Below are 18,474 nucleotides of genomic sequence, written 5' to 3'. Positions count from 1 at the left end.
GAGGCAGGGAACAGGCAATAGGCAATAGTGAAGAAAGGGATTAGAAGTGTACGGATTTTTTTCAGAAATCAAACCGGATTCCTATATAGCACTTTGTAGCTTATAACTAAAGTTCGCGTCAGTTCCAAATTATTGGACAATTGACACTGGACTATTGACTTTTGACCAACAATGACTTCTTTGGAAAATCAAATTATTTTAATTACTGGCGCTAGTAGTGGTATTGGTACTGCTTGTGCCAAAATTTTTGCTGGTGCGGGTGCAAAACTGATCTTAGCGGCACGGCGGTTAGAACGTTTGCAGCAAATTGCAGATACTCTCAGCCAAGATTTTAATAGTGAAGTTCATTTGTTAGAGCTAGATGTGCGCGATCGCTCTGCTGTAGAATCTGCCATCTCTACTCTACCCCCCTCTTGGTCTAGCATCGATATTTTGATTAACAATGCTGGTTTGAGTCGTGGTTTAGACAAGTTGCATGAGGGCAGTTTTACAGATTGGGAAGAAATGATTGATACTAACATTAAAGGTTTACTTTATATCTCCCGTTATGTCGTTCCTGGAATGGTCAGCCGCGGTCGCGGTCATGTGGTAAATTTAGGCTCCATTGCCGGACATCAAACTTATCCTAGTGGTAATGTATACTGTGCTACTAAAGCGGCAGTAAGAGCAATTTCTGAAGGCTTAAAGCAAGATCTGTTGGGTACTCCTGTACGGGTAACTTCTGTTGACCCTGGTATGGTAGAAACGGAATTTAGCGAGGTGCGGTTTCACGGAAATACTCAACGTGCCAATCAGGTTTACCAGGGACTTACCCCTCTGACAGCAGATGATGTGGCTGATGTGATATTTTTCTGCGTGACGCGATCGCCCCATGTCAATATTAATGAAGTTGTGCTGATGCCTGTTGACCAAGCCAGCGCTACCTTAGTTAACCGTCGTACATAGAAATAATCCCTCTTCAAGTCGAAAAACCAAGGCAATAGGCAACAAGCTTAAAAGTCTCTGTCTTGAAAAGTGACGCTCCTCCTCTTACAAAGTTCTGAGCCGAGATTTCCTCAGCTCAGACTTTGAGCTGTGTTGGGCTGAATTTGCCCTACTCAAGGGCTGACTTACTCAGCTAGAGTGAAATTAAATATATAAAAGAGCAATTTTCAAATGACCATTTACTTTTATAAGGTTTGGCAGCCTTATGGCTGTTTTTCTAACTTTTCTTTCCACGGAATTCACGTCCAGGGTGTTTACTGGCCAACGGTTGAGCATTATTATCAAGCGCAAAAGTTTGTTGGCAGTACGGATGCAGTAATTATACCTTTCATTCATGCCGCCCCCACTCCCGAAGAAGCTGCTGCTTTGGGAAGATGTAGTACTCGGCAACTACGTCGAGACTGGGATTTGGTCAAAACTCAAGTGATGCGAGAAGCTGTACTCAAAAAGTTTCTCACTCATGCTGATATTCAAGAAGTTCTTTTGAGGACAGGGGATGAAATATTGGTTGAAAACTCCCCAACCGATTATTTTTGGGGTTGTGGCGCTAATAAAACCGGTCAAAACCATCTCGGTAAAATTCTCATCAGCGTTCGTGAAGAAATCCGTAAATTACTATCTTTAAGGGTAATTCACGAATAGTTTAATTAAAAAAGTTACATTCAACATAAAATCAGCAATTAAACGGGGAATAGTCAAATTCCCCCAGTCAAAAACTTTTCAACAAATTGCCGACAATGAGTTATTTACTTGGGAAAAATCTTAATTAATTGGCTTAATGGGCATCAATAGTAAAAAAATATTGTTAATTCCAAGCATTTAATCAGGGACTAAGTTGAGTGATATTACTGAAATAGTTTAATGATTGAGAATATAAAATTAATAGATGTCAATGATTAAAATTTTCTTAAAGATCAACTTGAGCAGATATTTGTAAAGTGTATGTAATACACCAAGTACTTTTAAATCTTCCTAAATCTATTTTAAGAATAGGGATTCTGATACTTGTGGAATATCTTCTAATACAATTTGCCAAAATATCTGCAACAGTTGTACGCCCATATCAATGTATTTTTAACAGAAATTTCATCAAATGGGATAAAAACCAAGGAACTGTAATTTGAAAATTCTCATCAAAGACAAATATAAAAAACTTTTTTACACTTCAGTCATGGTGTATATAAACGATGACATTTACCGATAAACCAAACTGGTTGCAGCAAAGCTTAAACCAAGAAAGTTTACTGCATCGGATGACAAAACAGATCAGGCGATCGCTCGATCTCCAAGAGATACTAACAACTACTGTTGCCGAAGTACGGTTATTTTTGGGTACAGATCGGGTCAAGGTGTATCGGTTTGATGTTGATGGTAGTGGTGAAGTAATTGCTGAATCTATTTATGAGCAGCGTTTACCGTCTTTATTGGGATTGCGCTTTCCAGTCTATGATATTCCACAAGAAGCCAGAGAGATGTTCCTGCTAGCAGGACAACGTTCAATTGTAGATGTGGCTAATGGGAAAATTGGGCTATCACCTCTACAGTCAAAAGAAACTGGCAAACGTCTAAAAACTAATATTAACTATCGGCAAGTAGAAACTTGTCATATTGAATATTTAAAAGCAATGGGCGTGCAGTCTTCCTTAGTAGTGCCCATTTTACATTACGACCTTAAAGAAGAATCGGCAAAACCCCAATTGTGGGGATTGTTGGTATCTCATCACACTGAACACCGAAGGATTTTGAAGCGAGAACTGAGATTAGTGCAGCAAGTTGCCGATCAAGTAGCGATCGCTATTGCTCAAAGTCACGTATTGACTGAAGCGATCGCCCAGCAACAACGAGAAGCAACTATTAACCGAGTAACCACACTATTACATAAACTGCCAACAATCCAATTACGGGGGGCACTAGAAGAAGTGATTACTGCCTTTGGTGGCATAGGCGGCAGGCTTTATATTGAACAAAGCAAAGAACTATACACCTCAGGGGAGCAACCAAAACTACCCTATGAGCTAGAAAACGGTCTTATCGAACAGCATTCTATGTGGCAAAACTGGATGGCTGAGTGTAAGCCGGGCAATATTTGGGCAACTGCTGACCTTTATAAAGAACCGCGTTTGCGAGTTTTAGCTTTAGGGTTCCGTTCCACTCCAATTCGGGGAATGATGGTGATTCCCCTACATTACCGCGAAAAATTTACTGGTGTACTAAGCATTTTTCGCAGCGAATTTGACACAGAAATTTTGTGGGCGGGACGATGTGAAGACAATCGGCGACAATTACTACCGCAACTTTCCTTTGAAGCTTGGCGAGAGGAAAAAAAGGGGCAAGCACGTGAGTGGAAGGCAGAAGACATTTTATTAGCCCAAGCCCTATACGATCATTTTTCAATGGCAATTCAGCAGCAGCAAATGTACAAACAAGTACAAGCGCTCAATTCCAACCTAGAACTGCGGGTGCAAGAGCAAACTGCTGAACTAGAAAAATCATTACTATTCACCAAAGTACTCAAACAAGTCACAGATCAGATCCGCAGTACATTAGACTTGCAGACAACCCTCCAGGCTATCGTTCGGGAAGTGCGATCGCTGTTAAACTCAGACCGGGTGTTGATTTTCCAAATCAAAACTAAATCCGTGATTGTGGAAGAAATTAATGGCAACTGGCAGTCAGTTTTAGGAGTGGAAGCGCCAGTAGAATGCTTTCCTGATGAGTTTATTAAATTATATTTTCAGGGTAGGATACGCGCTGTTAACAATGTATCAACGGTTTCTTTGAGTGCTTGTCATCGAGATTTTTTGCAAAGTCTACAAGTGCAAGCCAACTTAATTGTTCCAATCAACATAGGTATGCAACTATGGGGATTACTGATTGCCCATCAGTGCGACGCTCCCAGAAATTGGCAGGATGCGGAAATTGATTTATTGCAACAGCTAGGAGATCAGGCTGCGATCGCCATTCAACAAGCACAACTCTACGAACAAACTTGTAGTGCTGAAGCTGAAGCTAGAGATCAAGCTGCACAGTTAGAAAGTACTCTGCATCAACTCCAAGAAACACAGACAAAATTGATTCACACCGAAAAAATGTCTGCCTTAGGACAGCTGGTAGCAGGTATCGCCCACGAAATCAATAACCCCGTTAACTTTATCTACGGTAACCTCTGTCACGCCAGCGAGTATACTGAACAATTACTGGAAATTTTACGCCTCTACCACTTACATTATCCCAACCCTAATAGTGAAATCCGCGCTGCCATCGAAGCGATCGATTTTGATTTTTTGGTAGAAGACCTGCCAAAAATCATGGAGTCAATGCAAGTGGGAAGCGATCGCATCCGTTCAATAGTGCTGTCGTTACGCAATTTTTCTCGCTTGGATGAATCTGAAAACAAGCGCGTTGATCTGCACGAAGGTATTGACAACACTTTATTAATTTTGCGACACCGCCTGAAAGGAAATCCTGATTTTCCAAGCATTGAAGTCATCAAAGACTATGGCAAAATCCCACGGGTGGAATGCTATGCCGGACAAATGAATCAAGTATTCATGAATATTATCAGTAATGCTATAGATGCCCTGGTAATGGGGAATGGGGAGTGGAGAGCAGAGAGTCACGATCAAGAGTGGGAAGACAACGAGACAATGGGACAAGAAGACAACTTGGAAAAAGTCTTCTGCTTTGTCTCCAATTTCCCTTTTCCCCCCATCCTCTCCTCAACGCCCACTATCCATATTTCCACTAAAGTTTCAGCAGACAACTCTCGTGTGTTGATTTGTATTAGTGACAATGGGCCTGGAATGACTCAAGAGGTGAAAAAGCGAATTTTTGACCCGTTTTACACTACCAAACCTGTGGGTAAAGGCACAGGACTGGGATTGGCAATCAGCTATCAAATTATTGTAGAAAAACATGCTGGAATCATGGAGTGCATTTCAGAACCAGGCAAAGGTACAGAGTTCTGGATTGAGATTCCCGTCAAGCCTCCAGCGACAATTAATAGTCAACCATAACTAGTAGTCTGCCAACCCAATATTGCTGTGTAGACCTAGCAGGGGGGCAGGGGCAAGGGGGAGAATCTTTCCCCTCCGCTCCCTGCTCCCTACCCCGAAGCCTGCCACCACGGATAGTTGACTTGCCAGACCACTAGGGCAGCAGAATTCCTAACTCTTAACTCCTAATTCAGCACTCAATACGCCTCGTATAAGCACTCTTCATTTCTGATCTGGGCTGGGAAAAGGGGAAAGGTTTGAAATTCCCCTTTTCCCTTTCCCCCTTCCCCTTTAACCGAACTGTATTGACTCAGCACCCCAATGCCCAATCACCAATAGCCAGCACACAATTTTTCACATTATTACAAAATGTTAGTTCCAAAACTTAAAAATTTACTTAGCAATTACTCAATTCATCCAGAAGGTTGATGATAAAATTTTTAACAATAGGCTAAACAAAAAAAACAAAAGCTATTTAGGGCGTGCGCTATATTGAGTTAGGTAAAAAATACTTCAAAAGTAAAGTTTAGTTGCAAATAAATTTACTCTCATGCACTAGTGCTAATCTAATAATTGAAGCTAATAAAAAGCTTCCCTGGCAGATACAACAGCTGCATGATGGAATGTAGTAAGAGGTAAAAGACGCTGTTTAATTCACATCTGTCTCGTCAAAACACCGCAACACCCAACGCGAAAACTTATATTTCCTCAAATGTGGAAGATTAGGGGGCGCTGGAACTGATTTTCATTACTTGTTTACGGAAGCGATGAGAGTTAGTACATCCCCGCGTAGAACAAACAACGAGAGGGAATTTTAAAGCGAGTAGATGGTTGGGTGTTGTTGTGTTTAAAAAGAAATCAGAATGAGGACTCCTCTGGGTGTAAGCTTGATACGAAGTTAAATAGCGATAAACAGTTGAAATAGCGCCTTATGTCAATTATTGCGCTCAGAGCATGGTATATACAGGATTATGAGCCGATTCCAGAATTGGAAAAGCGCCCACCAGACATTCGCCTAAGTAAAAAAAGTCTGCTGAGATCGGCATTGCGAGCGGACTTTTTAGAAGAAAGTGACGAAATTAAGAAATCAATTTGGTTTGGGCGCTATCTGGAAGGGGAAGATATTGAATTTTATATTGAAGGTAGTGGTGGCTATCGTGTAGCTAACATTGACTTGATTAGTCACGAAATTTATTTTACTAAACAGGCGCTGTTAGCTCAGTTAGAACCAACTATTTTTTTCTCCTACCAAACTGAGTATGCCGCAGCGAGTGACGTTCTCAGAGAGGAACTGCGAAAAAGTTTGGAGACTTTAAACTTGCGATCGCGCCTTCTTTTAACATTAATAGAATCCTCTCGTCCCAGCGGTGCTACTATGCGAATTAATCGTACTATGATGCGAAAAATCCGTAAGAGTTTGTTATTTATCGCTGATACAACACCGATTACTAGTATTGATGTTAAAGAAACTCTCCAACTAATTCCCAGCCCGAATGTCTGTATTGAAATTGGGTATGCCATCCAAAGTAAGCGGTCTGAACAGATTCTACTAGCGCAAATGCAACGCCCAAATTTTGAAGGACAAGTTCCCTTTGATTTACCAACACAACAAATTTTACAATTTCAAGACATCAAAGAACTGAATAAAATTCTGACACGAACAATTGAAAATCAACTAGCGCGGTTTAAGTTGTTTTTTTGAACAAGATAATAAGCTTCATTGCTCACCATCAAACTTTCCCGTATATGTATAAAAATTCATAAAAACTGAACAATCAGAACCCCGACTTCTCTAAGAAGTCAGGAATCTAAAGTTTGCGATTTGAGTGAGTAGTTACTCTCTAACAAAGTTTCGACAGTTCTAGCGCGTCTTGGAGATCCCTGGTTGTTAGAGCTAAAATAATGGTCAATTACAGTTCTAATGAAGCTAGCTTCGACTATTCAGGTTTACTGTCTATGTAGATGCTGGCTTTTTCTTGATAACTCTACTCACAAAACTAACAACCAAGAGTTCAGCCAATACTGCTCGCTTTGTGCATTTTTAACTCGGCATTGAATTTGGGGAAAAGGTTAATGGTTCGACAAGCTCACCAACCGGGTAAAGGTTAAAGGTTTTTTCTTTCCCCCTTTCCCCTTCCCCTTTTCCCCTTAACCGACAAGTATTGAGAGTTCAGCAATTGCGTCAGGTTCAGGAATCGCAGTTGCTGTTAACTAACCTCCAACATCCAATCTACAATCTGAGTATGTGTCACATACTTCTGGTGAAAGGTCATCTTTTAAGAAAATCTTAGCTGTTGGCAACTGGTATACTGCGCTAAGGGTTGTTGAGGATATCGCCATGATGTCGGTAAAATGATTAGCTAACAAGGCTGATGAGCTTTTTTAGTACAAACGCATCAATAAATTAGGGTAGCACAGCTGTGCTACCCTACAAATCTTTTCAAGTTTCTAACCACCCGCGTTAAGTTGGTTGAAAGTAGTTGCAGGCGAAGCAAAAAATTAAAACTACAGAGTTATTCGCAGATGGAACAAGTAATTGAAACTCTCAAACAAGATTTACCGACACTTTTTGAAAAAGATATTTCATATGACATTTATACACAGGATATCTATTTCAAAGATCCAGTGAATACGTTCAAATACAAATTTAATTATCGGATTATATTTTGGACTTTACGATTTCACGCTCGGCTATTTTTTACCCAAATTTACTTTGATGTACATGATGTAAAACAGTCTGGTGAAGATACTATTTTAGTAAATTGGACAGTGCGGGGAGTGTTGCGTGTTCCTTGGAAAGCGCCTTTGCTTTTTAATGGCTATTCAACTTATAAACTCAACAAAGATAATTTGATATACGAACATATTGACACTTGGGACAGAAAGCCAGGTGAGATTTTAAAGCAATTTTGGCAAAGGGGGAAAACAGCTAATTAGCTGCTAAGTATTCCCCTTTTGGGGATGGTGATTTAAGAAACAAGTTTTTGCTTGAGGCTATCTTCTGGAGGGCCAAGTTTTGTCATATCATAGTTATTTAATGGATAGGTGCGAGAAGGGCGATCAACAGTAGGCTACTTTTTCACTGCTGGATACTGCTGCAATACCTGTTGCAAATATTGGCCAGTATAAGACTTGGGATTTGCTGCAACTTCCTCCGGTGTTCCTACAGCAATCAATTCTCCGCCTTTGTCGCCACCTTCTGGCCCCAAATCTATCACCCAATCTGCACAACGTATCACATCTAAGTTATGTTCAATTACTAAAATTGAATTGCCTTTATCCACCAATCTTTGCAATACATCTAATAATTTGTGGACATCGTAAAAAGATAAGCCTGTTGTTGGTTCATCTATTAAATAAAGTGTCTTCCCTGTGGCGCGTCGAGATAATTCTGTGGCTAATTTTACACGTTGCGCTTCACCACCAGATAAAGTTGTCGCAGGTTGCCCCAATTGAATATAACCCAAGCCAACATCAAATAAAGTTTGCAAACGGGCGATCGCTTTGGGAATATTTTGGAAAAAATCTAAACTTTCCTCAACTGTCATCTTGAGAACATCGGAAATAGATTTGTCTTTATACTTCACTTGCAATGTTTCGCGGTTGTATCTTGCACCTTTACAAATTTCGCATTGCACGTAAACATCAGGGAGAAAGTTCATTTCAATCACATTCACACCCTGTCCGCTACAAGCTTCGCAACGTCCACCTTTTACGTTGAAAGAAAATTGTCCGGGTTTGTAACCTCTAGCTTTGGCTTCTACTGTTTGCGAAAATACATCCCGAATGGCGTCGAAAATTCCTGTGTAAGTTGCAGGATTAGAACGTGGTGTGCGTCCAATGGGCGATTGATCGATAACGATCGCTTTATCAACTGCATTTAATCCCTGAATTTTCTCTAAGTCTTTCGGTAAGGGAACTTTCTTAGTTAAATGATGCTGTAACGATGGATAAAGTAACTCGTTAATTAAGGTAGATTTGCCAGAACCAGACACGCCAGTAACAGCAACAAGTTTCCCTAATGGAATTTCTACATCTATATTTCTTAAGTTGTTACGATGGGCATTTTTAATGATTAAACTCCGCCCATTTCCATCTCGCCGTTCGGCTGGTGTAGTAATTACTCGCCTTCCTGATAAATAAGCACCCGTTAAGGAATCTTCTGCTGCTAATAATGCTTCTAAATCACCTTGGGCGATAATATTTCCACCGTGAATTCCGGCACCAGGACCAATGTCAACTATATAGTTTGCTGCACGAATTGTTTCTTCATCGTGTTCAACGACAATTAAGGTGTTACCTAAATCGCGCAACTTAGTTAAAGTTTTCAGCAATCTGCCATTATCTCGTTGATGCAAACCAATACTTGGTTCGTCTAAAACGTAGAGAACTCCTGTTAAACCAGAACCAATTTGCGTTGCTAAACGAATGCGTTGCGCTTCGCCACCAGAAAGAGTCATTGCTGGACGGTCAAGGGTGAGGTAATCTAAACCAACATCTAATAAAAATTGCAATCTGGCTTTAATTTCTCTGAGGACTAAATCAGCAATTTGTAACTGGCGATCGCTCAACTTGAATCGCTCAATTCTCTCCCGACAATCTCGAATTGATACGCTAGTTAAATCCAAAATTCCATATTGTCCCAACTTCACCGACAAAGCTTCTGGTTTTAACCGTTTTCCTCTACAAACCTCACACGGTTGGTCGATTAAATACTGCTCTAATTTTTGCTTAATTAACTCCGAGCCACCCTCATATTGCCGTTGTAAAATTGGAACAATACCTTTAAAAACTTGTTTTTTATCTGTTTTTGTACTTTCTTCGTTTTCTCCATAAAAAAGAGTCTGCTGCTGTTCTTCTGTGAGCTTGCTCCAATTTGTTTGTAATTCAAATCCATAAGCTTGCCCTACACTATAAAGCAATTCCAAATAATAAGAATTATCTTTTTCTGACCAAGGGGCGATGGCAGCATACACTGGCGCTTCTGGGTCGGGTACAATCAAATCTGGTGCAAATCTTCTTAAAGTGCCGATTCCATGACAGTTGGGACAAGCACCATAAGGTGAATTAAACGAGAACAATCGCGGCGATAATTCTTCCATCACCGCACCATGTTCTGGACAAGCAAAATTTTCGGAAAATACTAATTCTTCGTCATTTGTTGTTTGTCCTTTGTCATTTGTCATTTGTCCTTCGCTGGGACTAACAACGATGGTTGCAATGCCACCAGACTGTTTTAAACACGTAGATAGTGAATCGACTAAACGCTCTTGGATACCATCTTTTTTGACTAAGCGGTCAATTACTACTTCGATGGTGTGAGTTAAATTTTTATCCAATTCAATGGAATCTGACAGTTCACGGACTTCGCCATCGACGCGCACGCGGACAAAACCTTGGGATGCCAGACTTGACAACAGCTTACGATGTGTGCCTTTTTTACCCCGAACCACAGGTGCAAGAATTTGGAAACGAGTGCGGTCTGCTAATTCCAGAATGCGATCGCACATTTCATCAATTGTCTGGGGCGCAATACAGCGATCGCAAATTGGACAATGGGGTTCGCCAGCACGACCAAACAACAGCCGCAAATAGTCATAAATCTCCGTCACAGTACCCACAGTGGAACGGGGGTTATGAGAAGTTGACTTTTGGTCAATGGAAATCGCTGGACTTAAGCCTTCAATCGCTTCTACATCCGGCTTATCCAACTGTCCTAAAAATTGCCTTGCGTAGGCGCTGAGGGATTCTACATAGCGACGTTGACCTTCAGCGAAAATCGTATCAAACGCCAAAGAAGACTTACCAGAACCAGAAACGCCAGTAAATACAATTAAGCGATCGCGTGGCAATTCCAGGTCAATATTTTTCAGATTATGCTGCCTAGCACCCCTAATCCGAATGGTATTCTGGCTATTGTGCGAGGGGAGGTGTCCGTTCAACAGAGAAGCCTGAGCATTGGCTTGCTCTGAACGGAACTTTGGGGATGCTGTGAGCTCTTGGTCTGACATATTGGGCGGCAAAAAAGGAGTTTCTTATGAAACAGTCCTTAATAATACTATCTTTAATCAGTTTATAGTAGAACAAGAGTACTGTTTTAAATACTTATTGGGCATTGGTAAGAGGATAGTGGGCAGAGGGGATGGGCAGCAGAGGCGAAAGACTTACTGAAACTTCTCCTCTGCTCCTCTGCTCCTATATATTGCTCTCTCTGCGTCTGTGCGTGCAAAAAATCATCCCCCAAGTATACAAAGCCGCCTTTATGGGAAATTCCTACAAATTCCATGCAGCCTGAAAAAAGTCATACTCACACAGCATCGCATAACGGTAAGTTGAATGCACAACAGCATTGTCCCTGGCATAATTCTCAACCAAACTTTCTAATTGCTGTGCCAACGGTTCAAAATCCACGCTACTGTAAGTCCGAATCCAATCTTCATATTGGTGATTCGGGATGCCATTAACAGCTAACTGTTCTCCCAAAAAAGCATACAAACGCATACAGGGGGACATTGCCGCAGCCGTTAAACCGACATCTGTTCCCCAAGCAGTTGCTAACAAAAAATCAGTATAGCAGCGGGTAGCGGCTCCAGGTTCCACAGAATGCAAATTAACTCCCCACTGGGAAGCATAGCCACTATGCAATTCCAGTTCTGCTAACACACCTCCAGCTAAGTTATGAAATGTCGTGAAACCTACCCAATCTGGTGCTTTAGCTGCGGCGATACTGTAAGCACGGGCAAAAGCTTCTAAGAAAAAAGCATCTTGCCCTACATAGTAAGCAAACTTAGCTTGTTCAAGAGTACCATCACCAATGCCTTGAACAAAAGGATGCTCTAGACACGCTTTGGCTAAATCTTGATTTGCCGCCCATAATTCATTTGATAAAGTCATTAGTCATTAGTCATAAAGTCATTGCTTGTTCCCCGCGTCCCCGCGTCTCCCTCATCTCCCATGCCCTATGCCCCATGCCCCACTTCCTAAAAAGGTAAAAACTGAAGCAAGATTGAGCCAAGACTTCCGAAAAAGTCAACGAAACTAGGCTTACCAGAGCTTACTTTTTCAGTATACGGGGTTTGGAGTTCTTTCATAAAAGCCTGGGCTGTTTGCATTCCGGGGCTGTTACTTTGGGAGGTAAACAATTTGTCGGCAGCTTGGGCATCTACGAATGCACCTTGTCTATCTAATATTTGGTAGCGGGCGACACCACGAGCTAGATAAGCACCTGCATAGTCTGGTTTAATGGCGATCGCTTGACTAAAATAACTAATTGCTTGCTGGGAGTTGCCTTTTTCTGCTTGTGCTACACCCAAAGCATAAAAATCCTCTGCTGAAGCAATTTGTGATGGTATTCCAATTGCACCTTGGAAGTTAGTACCATTCAGGTAAGCGCCATTTAATTCTGCGTTTGTTAGATAGCTATTTCTCAAATCAGTACCCGCCAAATTTGCGCCACTAAATCTCGCGTCGCTCAGGTTAGCACCAAATAAACTAGCACCGCTCAAGTTTGCACCCCGCAAATCAGCACCGCTCAAATTGGCACGACTGAGGTTTGCACCTGCAAGATTAGCACCGCTCAAATTGGCTCCAGATAAATCAGCCATCACTAAACCTGCATGAGTCAAATCACAGTTTTGACATTGTTTAGTTGCTAATAACTGTTTGACGTGTTCAGAATTCGCCGCTTGTACGGTTGTTGTCAGGCTAACCAAAGTTAAAAATGTGGCTGTGACGAGAATTTGGCTTTTCATATTTGCGTACTATTTGTTACTCAAGACTCAATATTAACCGAGATAGATTTATACCCCAGCCTATGATATGAGCAATCTGAACAGTTTGCCCTCTGTATTTGCCTATATCACTTGTAAAATTGAACTAGAGTAAAAACTCGTTACTTCTTCTGAAACATTTAAAAGTCCATCGCTCAAAACGCGATCGCATTTAATCACTGACTCTGAGATTATGGTTGGCTCAAGAAGTCATTAATAGCATGTAATAATTTATGGAAAGTGTAAGGCTTCCTCAAAAAGATATTGACACCAGCGTTCGCAGCCTCGACCATTTGGTTGTCCGTTACCATACCACTAATGCCCATAATCTTGACTTGCGGATTCATTTGTTGCATGATATTAATCGCAGTTAACCCATCCATTGACGGCATCATCATATCCATCAACACCATACTAATTTTATTTTTATGCTGGGCATATAATGAAATTGCCTCAATGCCGTTAATAGCTGTCAGGGTTTTGTAATTGTGGTCTTCTAGTAAAGTTTTACTAATCTCTAAAATAGCGGCTTCATCATCTACAATTAGAATCAATTCTCCATTGCCGTTGGGCAATTCCAAGCTCTCTGCTTGCTGATTTGTACTTTTGTTCATAGCTGGTAGGTATACCTGAAATTGAGAACCTTTACCTAGCTCACTAGAGACTTTCACAAAACCATTGTGGTTTTTGATAATGCCAATCACAGTTGACAAACCTAACCCTGTGCCTTTGCCTGGTTCTTTAGTTGTGAAAAAAGGTTCAAAAATTCGCTCTAAAATTAGTGGAGAAATCCCAAATCCCGTATCTGAAATAGTTATAACTATATAGGGACCAATCTGAGCATTTAGATTCATTTTAGCAAAGCTTTCATCAAGGAATAAATTATCCGCAGAAATAGATAATGTGCCGCCCTTAGGCATGGCATCACGAGCGTTGACGCACAAATTCATTAATACCTGATGAATTTGAGTCGGATCTGCCAAGATAGTCCAGAGTTGATATCTAGGTCGATTATTGATAACTGCGATGGATTTGGGAAATGTGCTTTGGACAATTTGCTCAATTTCTAACAGTAGGTGTTCTATTTGTAAAGAAACATTTTTGCCTTCAGATCTACGGGAAAAAGTCAGAATTTGCTTGACCAAATCCGCCGCACGTTTAGAGTTATGTTCGAGAAGCTTCAGCAGTTGCTGATTGCGTGCATCCAGATTGGGAAGTTTGAGCGCTAACATTTCTACGGAGGACAGAATAGGCGTCAGGATATTGTTGAGGTCGTGGGCAATGCCACTTGCCAAGGTGCCAAGGCTCTCTAGGCGCTGTGCACGCAGAAATTGGGCAAAGAGTTGTTTTTTTTCTGTGATGTCGGTGTCAACGGAAAGGATGGATTTAGGTTGCTCTGCTTCATCAAGCATCAGTGTCCATCGGCTTTCCACGATAATTTGTTTTCCGTCCTTGGTAACTTTATGTAATTCACCTTGCCAGGAACCACCGTCGGTAACGCTTTTTAAAGCTGCTTGCATTGGCTGTGAAGTTTCTTTGCACAAAATCTCTTCCAGGTTCTTTCCCAAAGCCTCATGGGCTTCCCAGCCATACATACGTTCTGCGCCTTGATTCCAGAATAGTATTTGGTTTTGGAAATTTCGCACAATGATGGCATCAGAAGTGATATCGAGTAGAGCTGCTTGTTCGCGGATTTTCTGTTCCGCCCACTTGCGCTCAATTGTGGTAGCTAATACATTAGCGATCGCCTGCAAAAAGTGAATATCATTTTGGGTAAACTCCCGGAGTCTAGTTGTGTGTGCACCTAACACACCAAAAGGTTGTTTTTGACCCTGAATAATCACGCTAATGCCACTGACCACAGAGTGGTCAATCAATAACGGTGGCCCTTGAAACCGTGTTTCTTTTTGGAGGTCATAAACAATTACTGGCTCACTGCAAACTAGTGTGTACGACGCCTGAGTCTCTTTCCCTGAACCTAACGCTAATTTAAAATTTCCCACCAGCCCTGAGTGCCAACCGACTCCTGAACGCAACAGTAAGGTGTTCTTATCCCCAAGCAGTTCCAAAACCTTACTGTACTCTACCTCAAGGCTTTGAGTAACCAAGACAACGGCTTTATCCATTAATGCGTCAAGGTCTAGATTAGCCAGAGCTAACTGACCGAGTTCAGCCACGGCCGCCTGCTGACGCACACGCGCTCTTAAACCAGATTCCACTCGCTTGCGCTCAGCAAGTTCAGTTTGTACCTGCTCATAAAGTTGAGATTGCTGGATGGCAATGCCTACTTGTGTTGCTAATTGTTTGAGTAAATCTATTTCCCACGTCTGCCAATGTCGGGGTGCCGCACACTGGTTGGCAACTAATAATCCCCATAATTTTTTTCCTTGGAGAATGGGGACTGCCAAGTTTGCTCTAGCTTGAAACTGAGTCAGTAAATGCCTATGGCATTCATTCAGACCCGCTGTATAAATATCTGCAACAGCTTGGATGCGCCCATATCTGTACTCTTCGCCGCGAGTTTCCATAAAATAAGAGTCTCGGACTTGGGTATTGAGAGCAGAAATCCAATTTTCATCAACAGACTCTACCACCACTACCCCGCTGTAGTCTGGTTCAAACTGATACATGAACACTCGATCAACTTGGAGGAACTGACGTACTTCAGTTACCGTAGTATTGAGAACCTTGTCCAAATTCAAACTCTGGCGGATGCGTTGGGCAATTGCCATCACCAGTCGCTGCCATTGAATTTGCTGTTGCAGTACCTCCTCTGCCTGCTTACTATCTGTCAAGTGGCACACTGAATTCAACTCATCGTTGTTCATCTATAATATGCCTGCTCTCATTCAGTAGGTTATCAATATCTAGTGACTGCTGAGGATTACACTTACGGACTATTGGCTATAGCCCATATTTGGTACGAATAGATGCTAATTATTAGCTGACAATAAAGGATATAAATTTGACCGCAGTTGTGATTTTTATGAATCTACTTTAAGAGGTCTAGCGATTTAATATGCGTTTCCTTTATTCCAGCATAAATATTAATTTGTAACAACTTACAGAGAATATATGTATGTTGAGTCAGTCAATGAAATAAGGTCATTAATCTGGCTTGGACACAGTTTTTTACTCTGTTTTGACTATAAGTCCTGGAATTATTGTGAGATTTTTATCGCTGATGAAATCTCATAAAAAAGTAGCATTCTCTTGTAAAGACTGCATACTCTGTATTTTCTAAAAATTCTTGATGAGGAGATAGCGAATTATATGCAAGAAAACCTCTGCGTCGGCAGTCGCTCATGAGGGAAACCCCCTACGTACCCGTTGCTGCCTCACCTTTGCGTTAAAAAAAAGTTAGGATTTGGCGCAGGTTCATAAAAAACGGTATGACCAATCACCTCTGCGGCAAACTAAGGGTAAATGCTGTTTGATCAACAGATGTTGTTGAGTCAAGGGTAAGATCGCCACGATGTGCCCGGACAATTTCACGGGCTAGGCTCAGTCCGAGTCCAATTCCTTCGACTTTGCGGGTGCGGGCACGATCGCCGCGATAAAAGCGGTCAAAAAGGCGCGAGCGATCGCTAGCTGAAATATCTTTTGATGCATTGGTAATGGTGACATGGAGCGTTGTTTGAGTTTGATGAGCGTGAATTTCTATCCAACCGTTGGCGAGATTATATTTGATGGCATTACTCAACAGGTTTTGCAGAACTTGAATCAGGAGATCGCGATCGCCCTGTACCTTTAAACCATCAGGAATATCACTTTGCACGCTCAAATGGGGAGCCAGCAGTTCTACATCCTCTAATATCTCCATGAGCAACTCAGACATATCGACTTCAACCAAATACAAGCTCATCTGTCCTGCATCTGCCAAAGACAGCAGCAAAAGTTTCCGCATAATGCCACTTAAGCGGCGCACTTCATCCAAGAGGTTGCTTAAGCGCTGTTGCACTTCCGATCCAGGTTCAACCTGTTGCAGTGTTCGTTCTAGTTCGCCTTGGAGAATGGTTAGTGGGGTTTTCAGTTCGTGAGCAGCATCAGCACTGAAGCGAGAAGCTTGGGTAAAACTGCGTTCCAGACGTTCCAGCATTTGGTTAAACACCCGAATCAGTTCCACAAATTCAACATCCGTTGTGCCAATGGGAATACGCTGATCTAGCCCTTTGACTGTTACCTGTTGAATGACGCCTGTTAACTGATGGATGGGACGCAAGGCACTACCAGCAACCACCCATGCCCCGACGGCAACCAGCAAAAGCGCTCCCGGAATTGATACAAGAAAAATATTGCGAATAATAGCCATCTCTTGGTTGACGGCTTGGAGGCTAACGGCAATGGCAACCTGACCATTGGGAAATCTCGCTGCCCCAATCTGCCAAGTTCCTGTTGCTGTCTGCTGAGAGACAAATTCAGGTGGGCGTGGGCGAGGAAAAGGTGGATTTCTACTCTCAGGTATTGGAGGTCGTTCTCTATTCAGAGGGGGTGGCAGAGGTGCCAAGTCAATCTGCCGAAGCAACAGACGATTCAAGCCGGGGTCAGCTTGTACTTCATTGGATTGATAAACTGTGTTGCTGTTTGCGTCAAGGACTAACAGTGCAACGGGAGTTTTTGTATTTGTTCCTAAGGTATAGCTTAATGAGTCTTCGTAGCGCTGCCATCGCTCTGCTTCGGGGGGACGTTCAGGTGGACGGCTTGCCCGCATTAATTGATTTAACAGTTCTGCATCAAGGCGACTGAGCTTAGCGTCATAAATCTGAAACCAAGAGACTGCACCAAACCCAACTAATGCACTTCCAGCTAAACCCGCAGACAACAGGGCAATTCGCAATCGAAACGAGGGGCGCTTCATAGTTTATGAAAAAAAGCTAGGTTCAAAACCTCGCCCGCAAGTGGCGTGGCTGTATTTAATTTTGAATTTTGTTAGCGCAGCTAAGCCGTGTCTGCGTTCCCGCAGCGTCTCATAGAGAGCGTCATTTTGAATTTTGAATTGATTCATCGTCTGGTTTGCGAAACCGATATCCAACCCCGCGAATGCTTTCAATCAAACCTGCATCATCAATGGGGTCAATTTTTTTGCGAATTCGCTGGATACAAACATCGACGACATTGGTGTTGGGGTTAAAGTCGTAGCCCCAAACGTGTTCCAGGATTTGAGTGCGGGTGAAAACTCGTCCGGGAGAGCGCATGAGATACTCCAGCAAATTAAACTCGCGGCTGGTAAGTTCGATCGCCCGTTGATTGTAGGTGACTTCCCGCGTGATGCGATCGAGCTTCAGCGACCCCACCACAAGTAAATTTTGGCGTAGGCGTAGCCCGTCGTAGACATCGCCCACACTCCGCCGCACAACGGCATGAATTCGAGCTGCTAGTTCTTCTACAAAAAACGGTTTGGCAATATAATCATCGGCTCCCAAATTTAACCCAAAGAGGCGATCGTCGAGTTCATTACGAGCCGTTAATAAAATCACTGGTGTATTCCGCCCTGAGTGCCGTAGTTGTTTGAGAATCGATAGTCCATCCTTACCCGGCACCATGATATCAAGTACGATCGCATCATATTCGTTATCTAATGCCCGCAGATATCCTTCATCACCGTTGTCGCAGTAGTCTACGACAAATCCCTGCTCCTTCAATCCAGCCCGGACGAAGTTAGCAATTTTGGTTTCATCTTCGACAAACAGAATGTTCACAAATATTCATTACTTGACAAACATTCT

The 18,474-nt window shown here is 42.2% G+C and carries 11 protein-coding genes; 5 read left to right on the top strand and 6 right to left on the bottom strand.

Annotated elements, in window-relative coordinates; all coding sequences use genetic code 11:
* Positions 1–171 precede the first annotated feature (171 nt).
* From ACM0OY_RS10705 to ACM0OY_RS10685, 5 genes are all read left to right on the top strand, one after another.
* Positions 172–945, top strand: a complete 774-nt coding sequence (locus ACM0OY_RS10705; RefSeq protein WP_414568835.1) for an SDR family oxidoreductase — start codon at positions 172–174, stop codon at positions 943–945.
* A 210-nt stretch (positions 946–1,155) separates the two neighbouring features.
* Positions 1,156–1,626 carry an NADAR family protein gene (locus ACM0OY_RS10700; RefSeq protein ID WP_414568834.1) on the top strand — a complete coding sequence of 157 codons (471 nt, stop codon included), beginning with the start codon at positions 1,156–1,158 and terminating at the stop codon, positions 1,624–1,626.
* A gap of 545 nt (positions 1,627–2,171) precedes the next feature.
* Complete coding sequence (locus ACM0OY_RS10695; protein WP_414568833.1) at positions 2,172–5,000, top strand: GAF domain-containing protein; 2,829 nt, start codon at positions 2,172–2,174, stop codon at positions 4,998–5,000.
* A gap of 910 nt (positions 5,001–5,910) precedes the next feature.
* Positions 5,911–6,681, top strand: coding sequence for a hypothetical protein (locus ACM0OY_RS10690; protein WP_414568832.1), 771 nt, complete (start codon positions 5,911–5,913; stop codon positions 6,679–6,681).
* An 821-nt stretch (positions 6,682–7,502) separates the two neighbouring features.
* Positions 7,503–7,916, top strand: coding sequence for a DUF2358 domain-containing protein (locus ACM0OY_RS10685; RefSeq protein WP_414568831.1), 414 nt, complete (start codon positions 7,503–7,505; stop codon positions 7,914–7,916).
* Between the two features lie 134 nt (positions 7,917–8,050).
* Here the strand turns inward: ACM0OY_RS10685 and uvrA are convergent, their stop codons facing one another.
* The 6 genes from uvrA to ACM0OY_RS10655 all read right to left on the bottom strand — a co-directional run bounded on the left by uvrA (position 8,051) and on the right by ACM0OY_RS10655 (position 18,447).
* A complete protein-coding gene (gene uvrA, locus ACM0OY_RS10680) occupies positions 8,051–10,990 on the bottom strand; it encodes an excinuclease ABC subunit UvrA (RefSeq protein ID WP_414568830.1) in 2,940 nt (979 codons plus the stop codon).
* 262 nt (positions 10,991–11,252) lie between these two features.
* On the bottom strand, positions 11,253–11,873 hold the full coding sequence (locus ACM0OY_RS10675) for a TenA family protein (protein ID WP_414568829.1): 621 nt from the start codon (positions 11,871–11,873) through the stop codon (positions 11,253–11,255).
* Between the two features lie 86 nt (positions 11,874–11,959).
* Positions 11,960–12,730 (bottom strand): pentapeptide repeat-containing protein, encoded by a 771-nt coding sequence (locus ACM0OY_RS10670; RefSeq protein WP_414568828.1) that lies wholly within the window; start codon positions 12,728–12,730, stop codon positions 11,960–11,962.
* Positions 12,731–12,939: 209 nt separating this feature from the next.
* Entirely contained in the window at positions 12,940–15,576 is a 2,637-nt protein-coding gene (locus tag ACM0OY_RS10665; RefSeq protein WP_414568827.1) for a GAF domain-containing protein, read from the bottom strand.
* 572 nt (positions 15,577–16,148) lie between these two features.
* The gene (locus tag ACM0OY_RS10660; protein ID WP_414568826.1) at positions 16,149–17,606 is read right to left on the bottom strand and encodes an ATP-binding protein; all 1,458 of its coding nucleotides are present in this window, start codon (positions 17,604–17,606) and stop codon (positions 16,149–16,151) included.
* 121 nt (positions 17,607–17,727) lie between these two features.
* The gene (locus tag ACM0OY_RS10655) at positions 17,728–18,447 is read right to left on the bottom strand and encodes a response regulator transcription factor (RefSeq protein WP_414568825.1); all 720 of its coding nucleotides are present in this window, start codon (positions 18,445–18,447) and stop codon (positions 17,728–17,730) included.
* Between the last annotated feature and the right edge of the window lie 27 nt (positions 18,448–18,474).

Source organism: Nostoc sp. CCY 9925 (assembly GCF_963920935.1).
Taxonomy (GTDB): domain Bacteria; phylum Cyanobacteriota; class Cyanobacteriia; order Cyanobacteriales; family Nostocaceae; genus Nostoc.
This window is presented reverse-complemented; position numbering and strand designations above follow the sequence as displayed.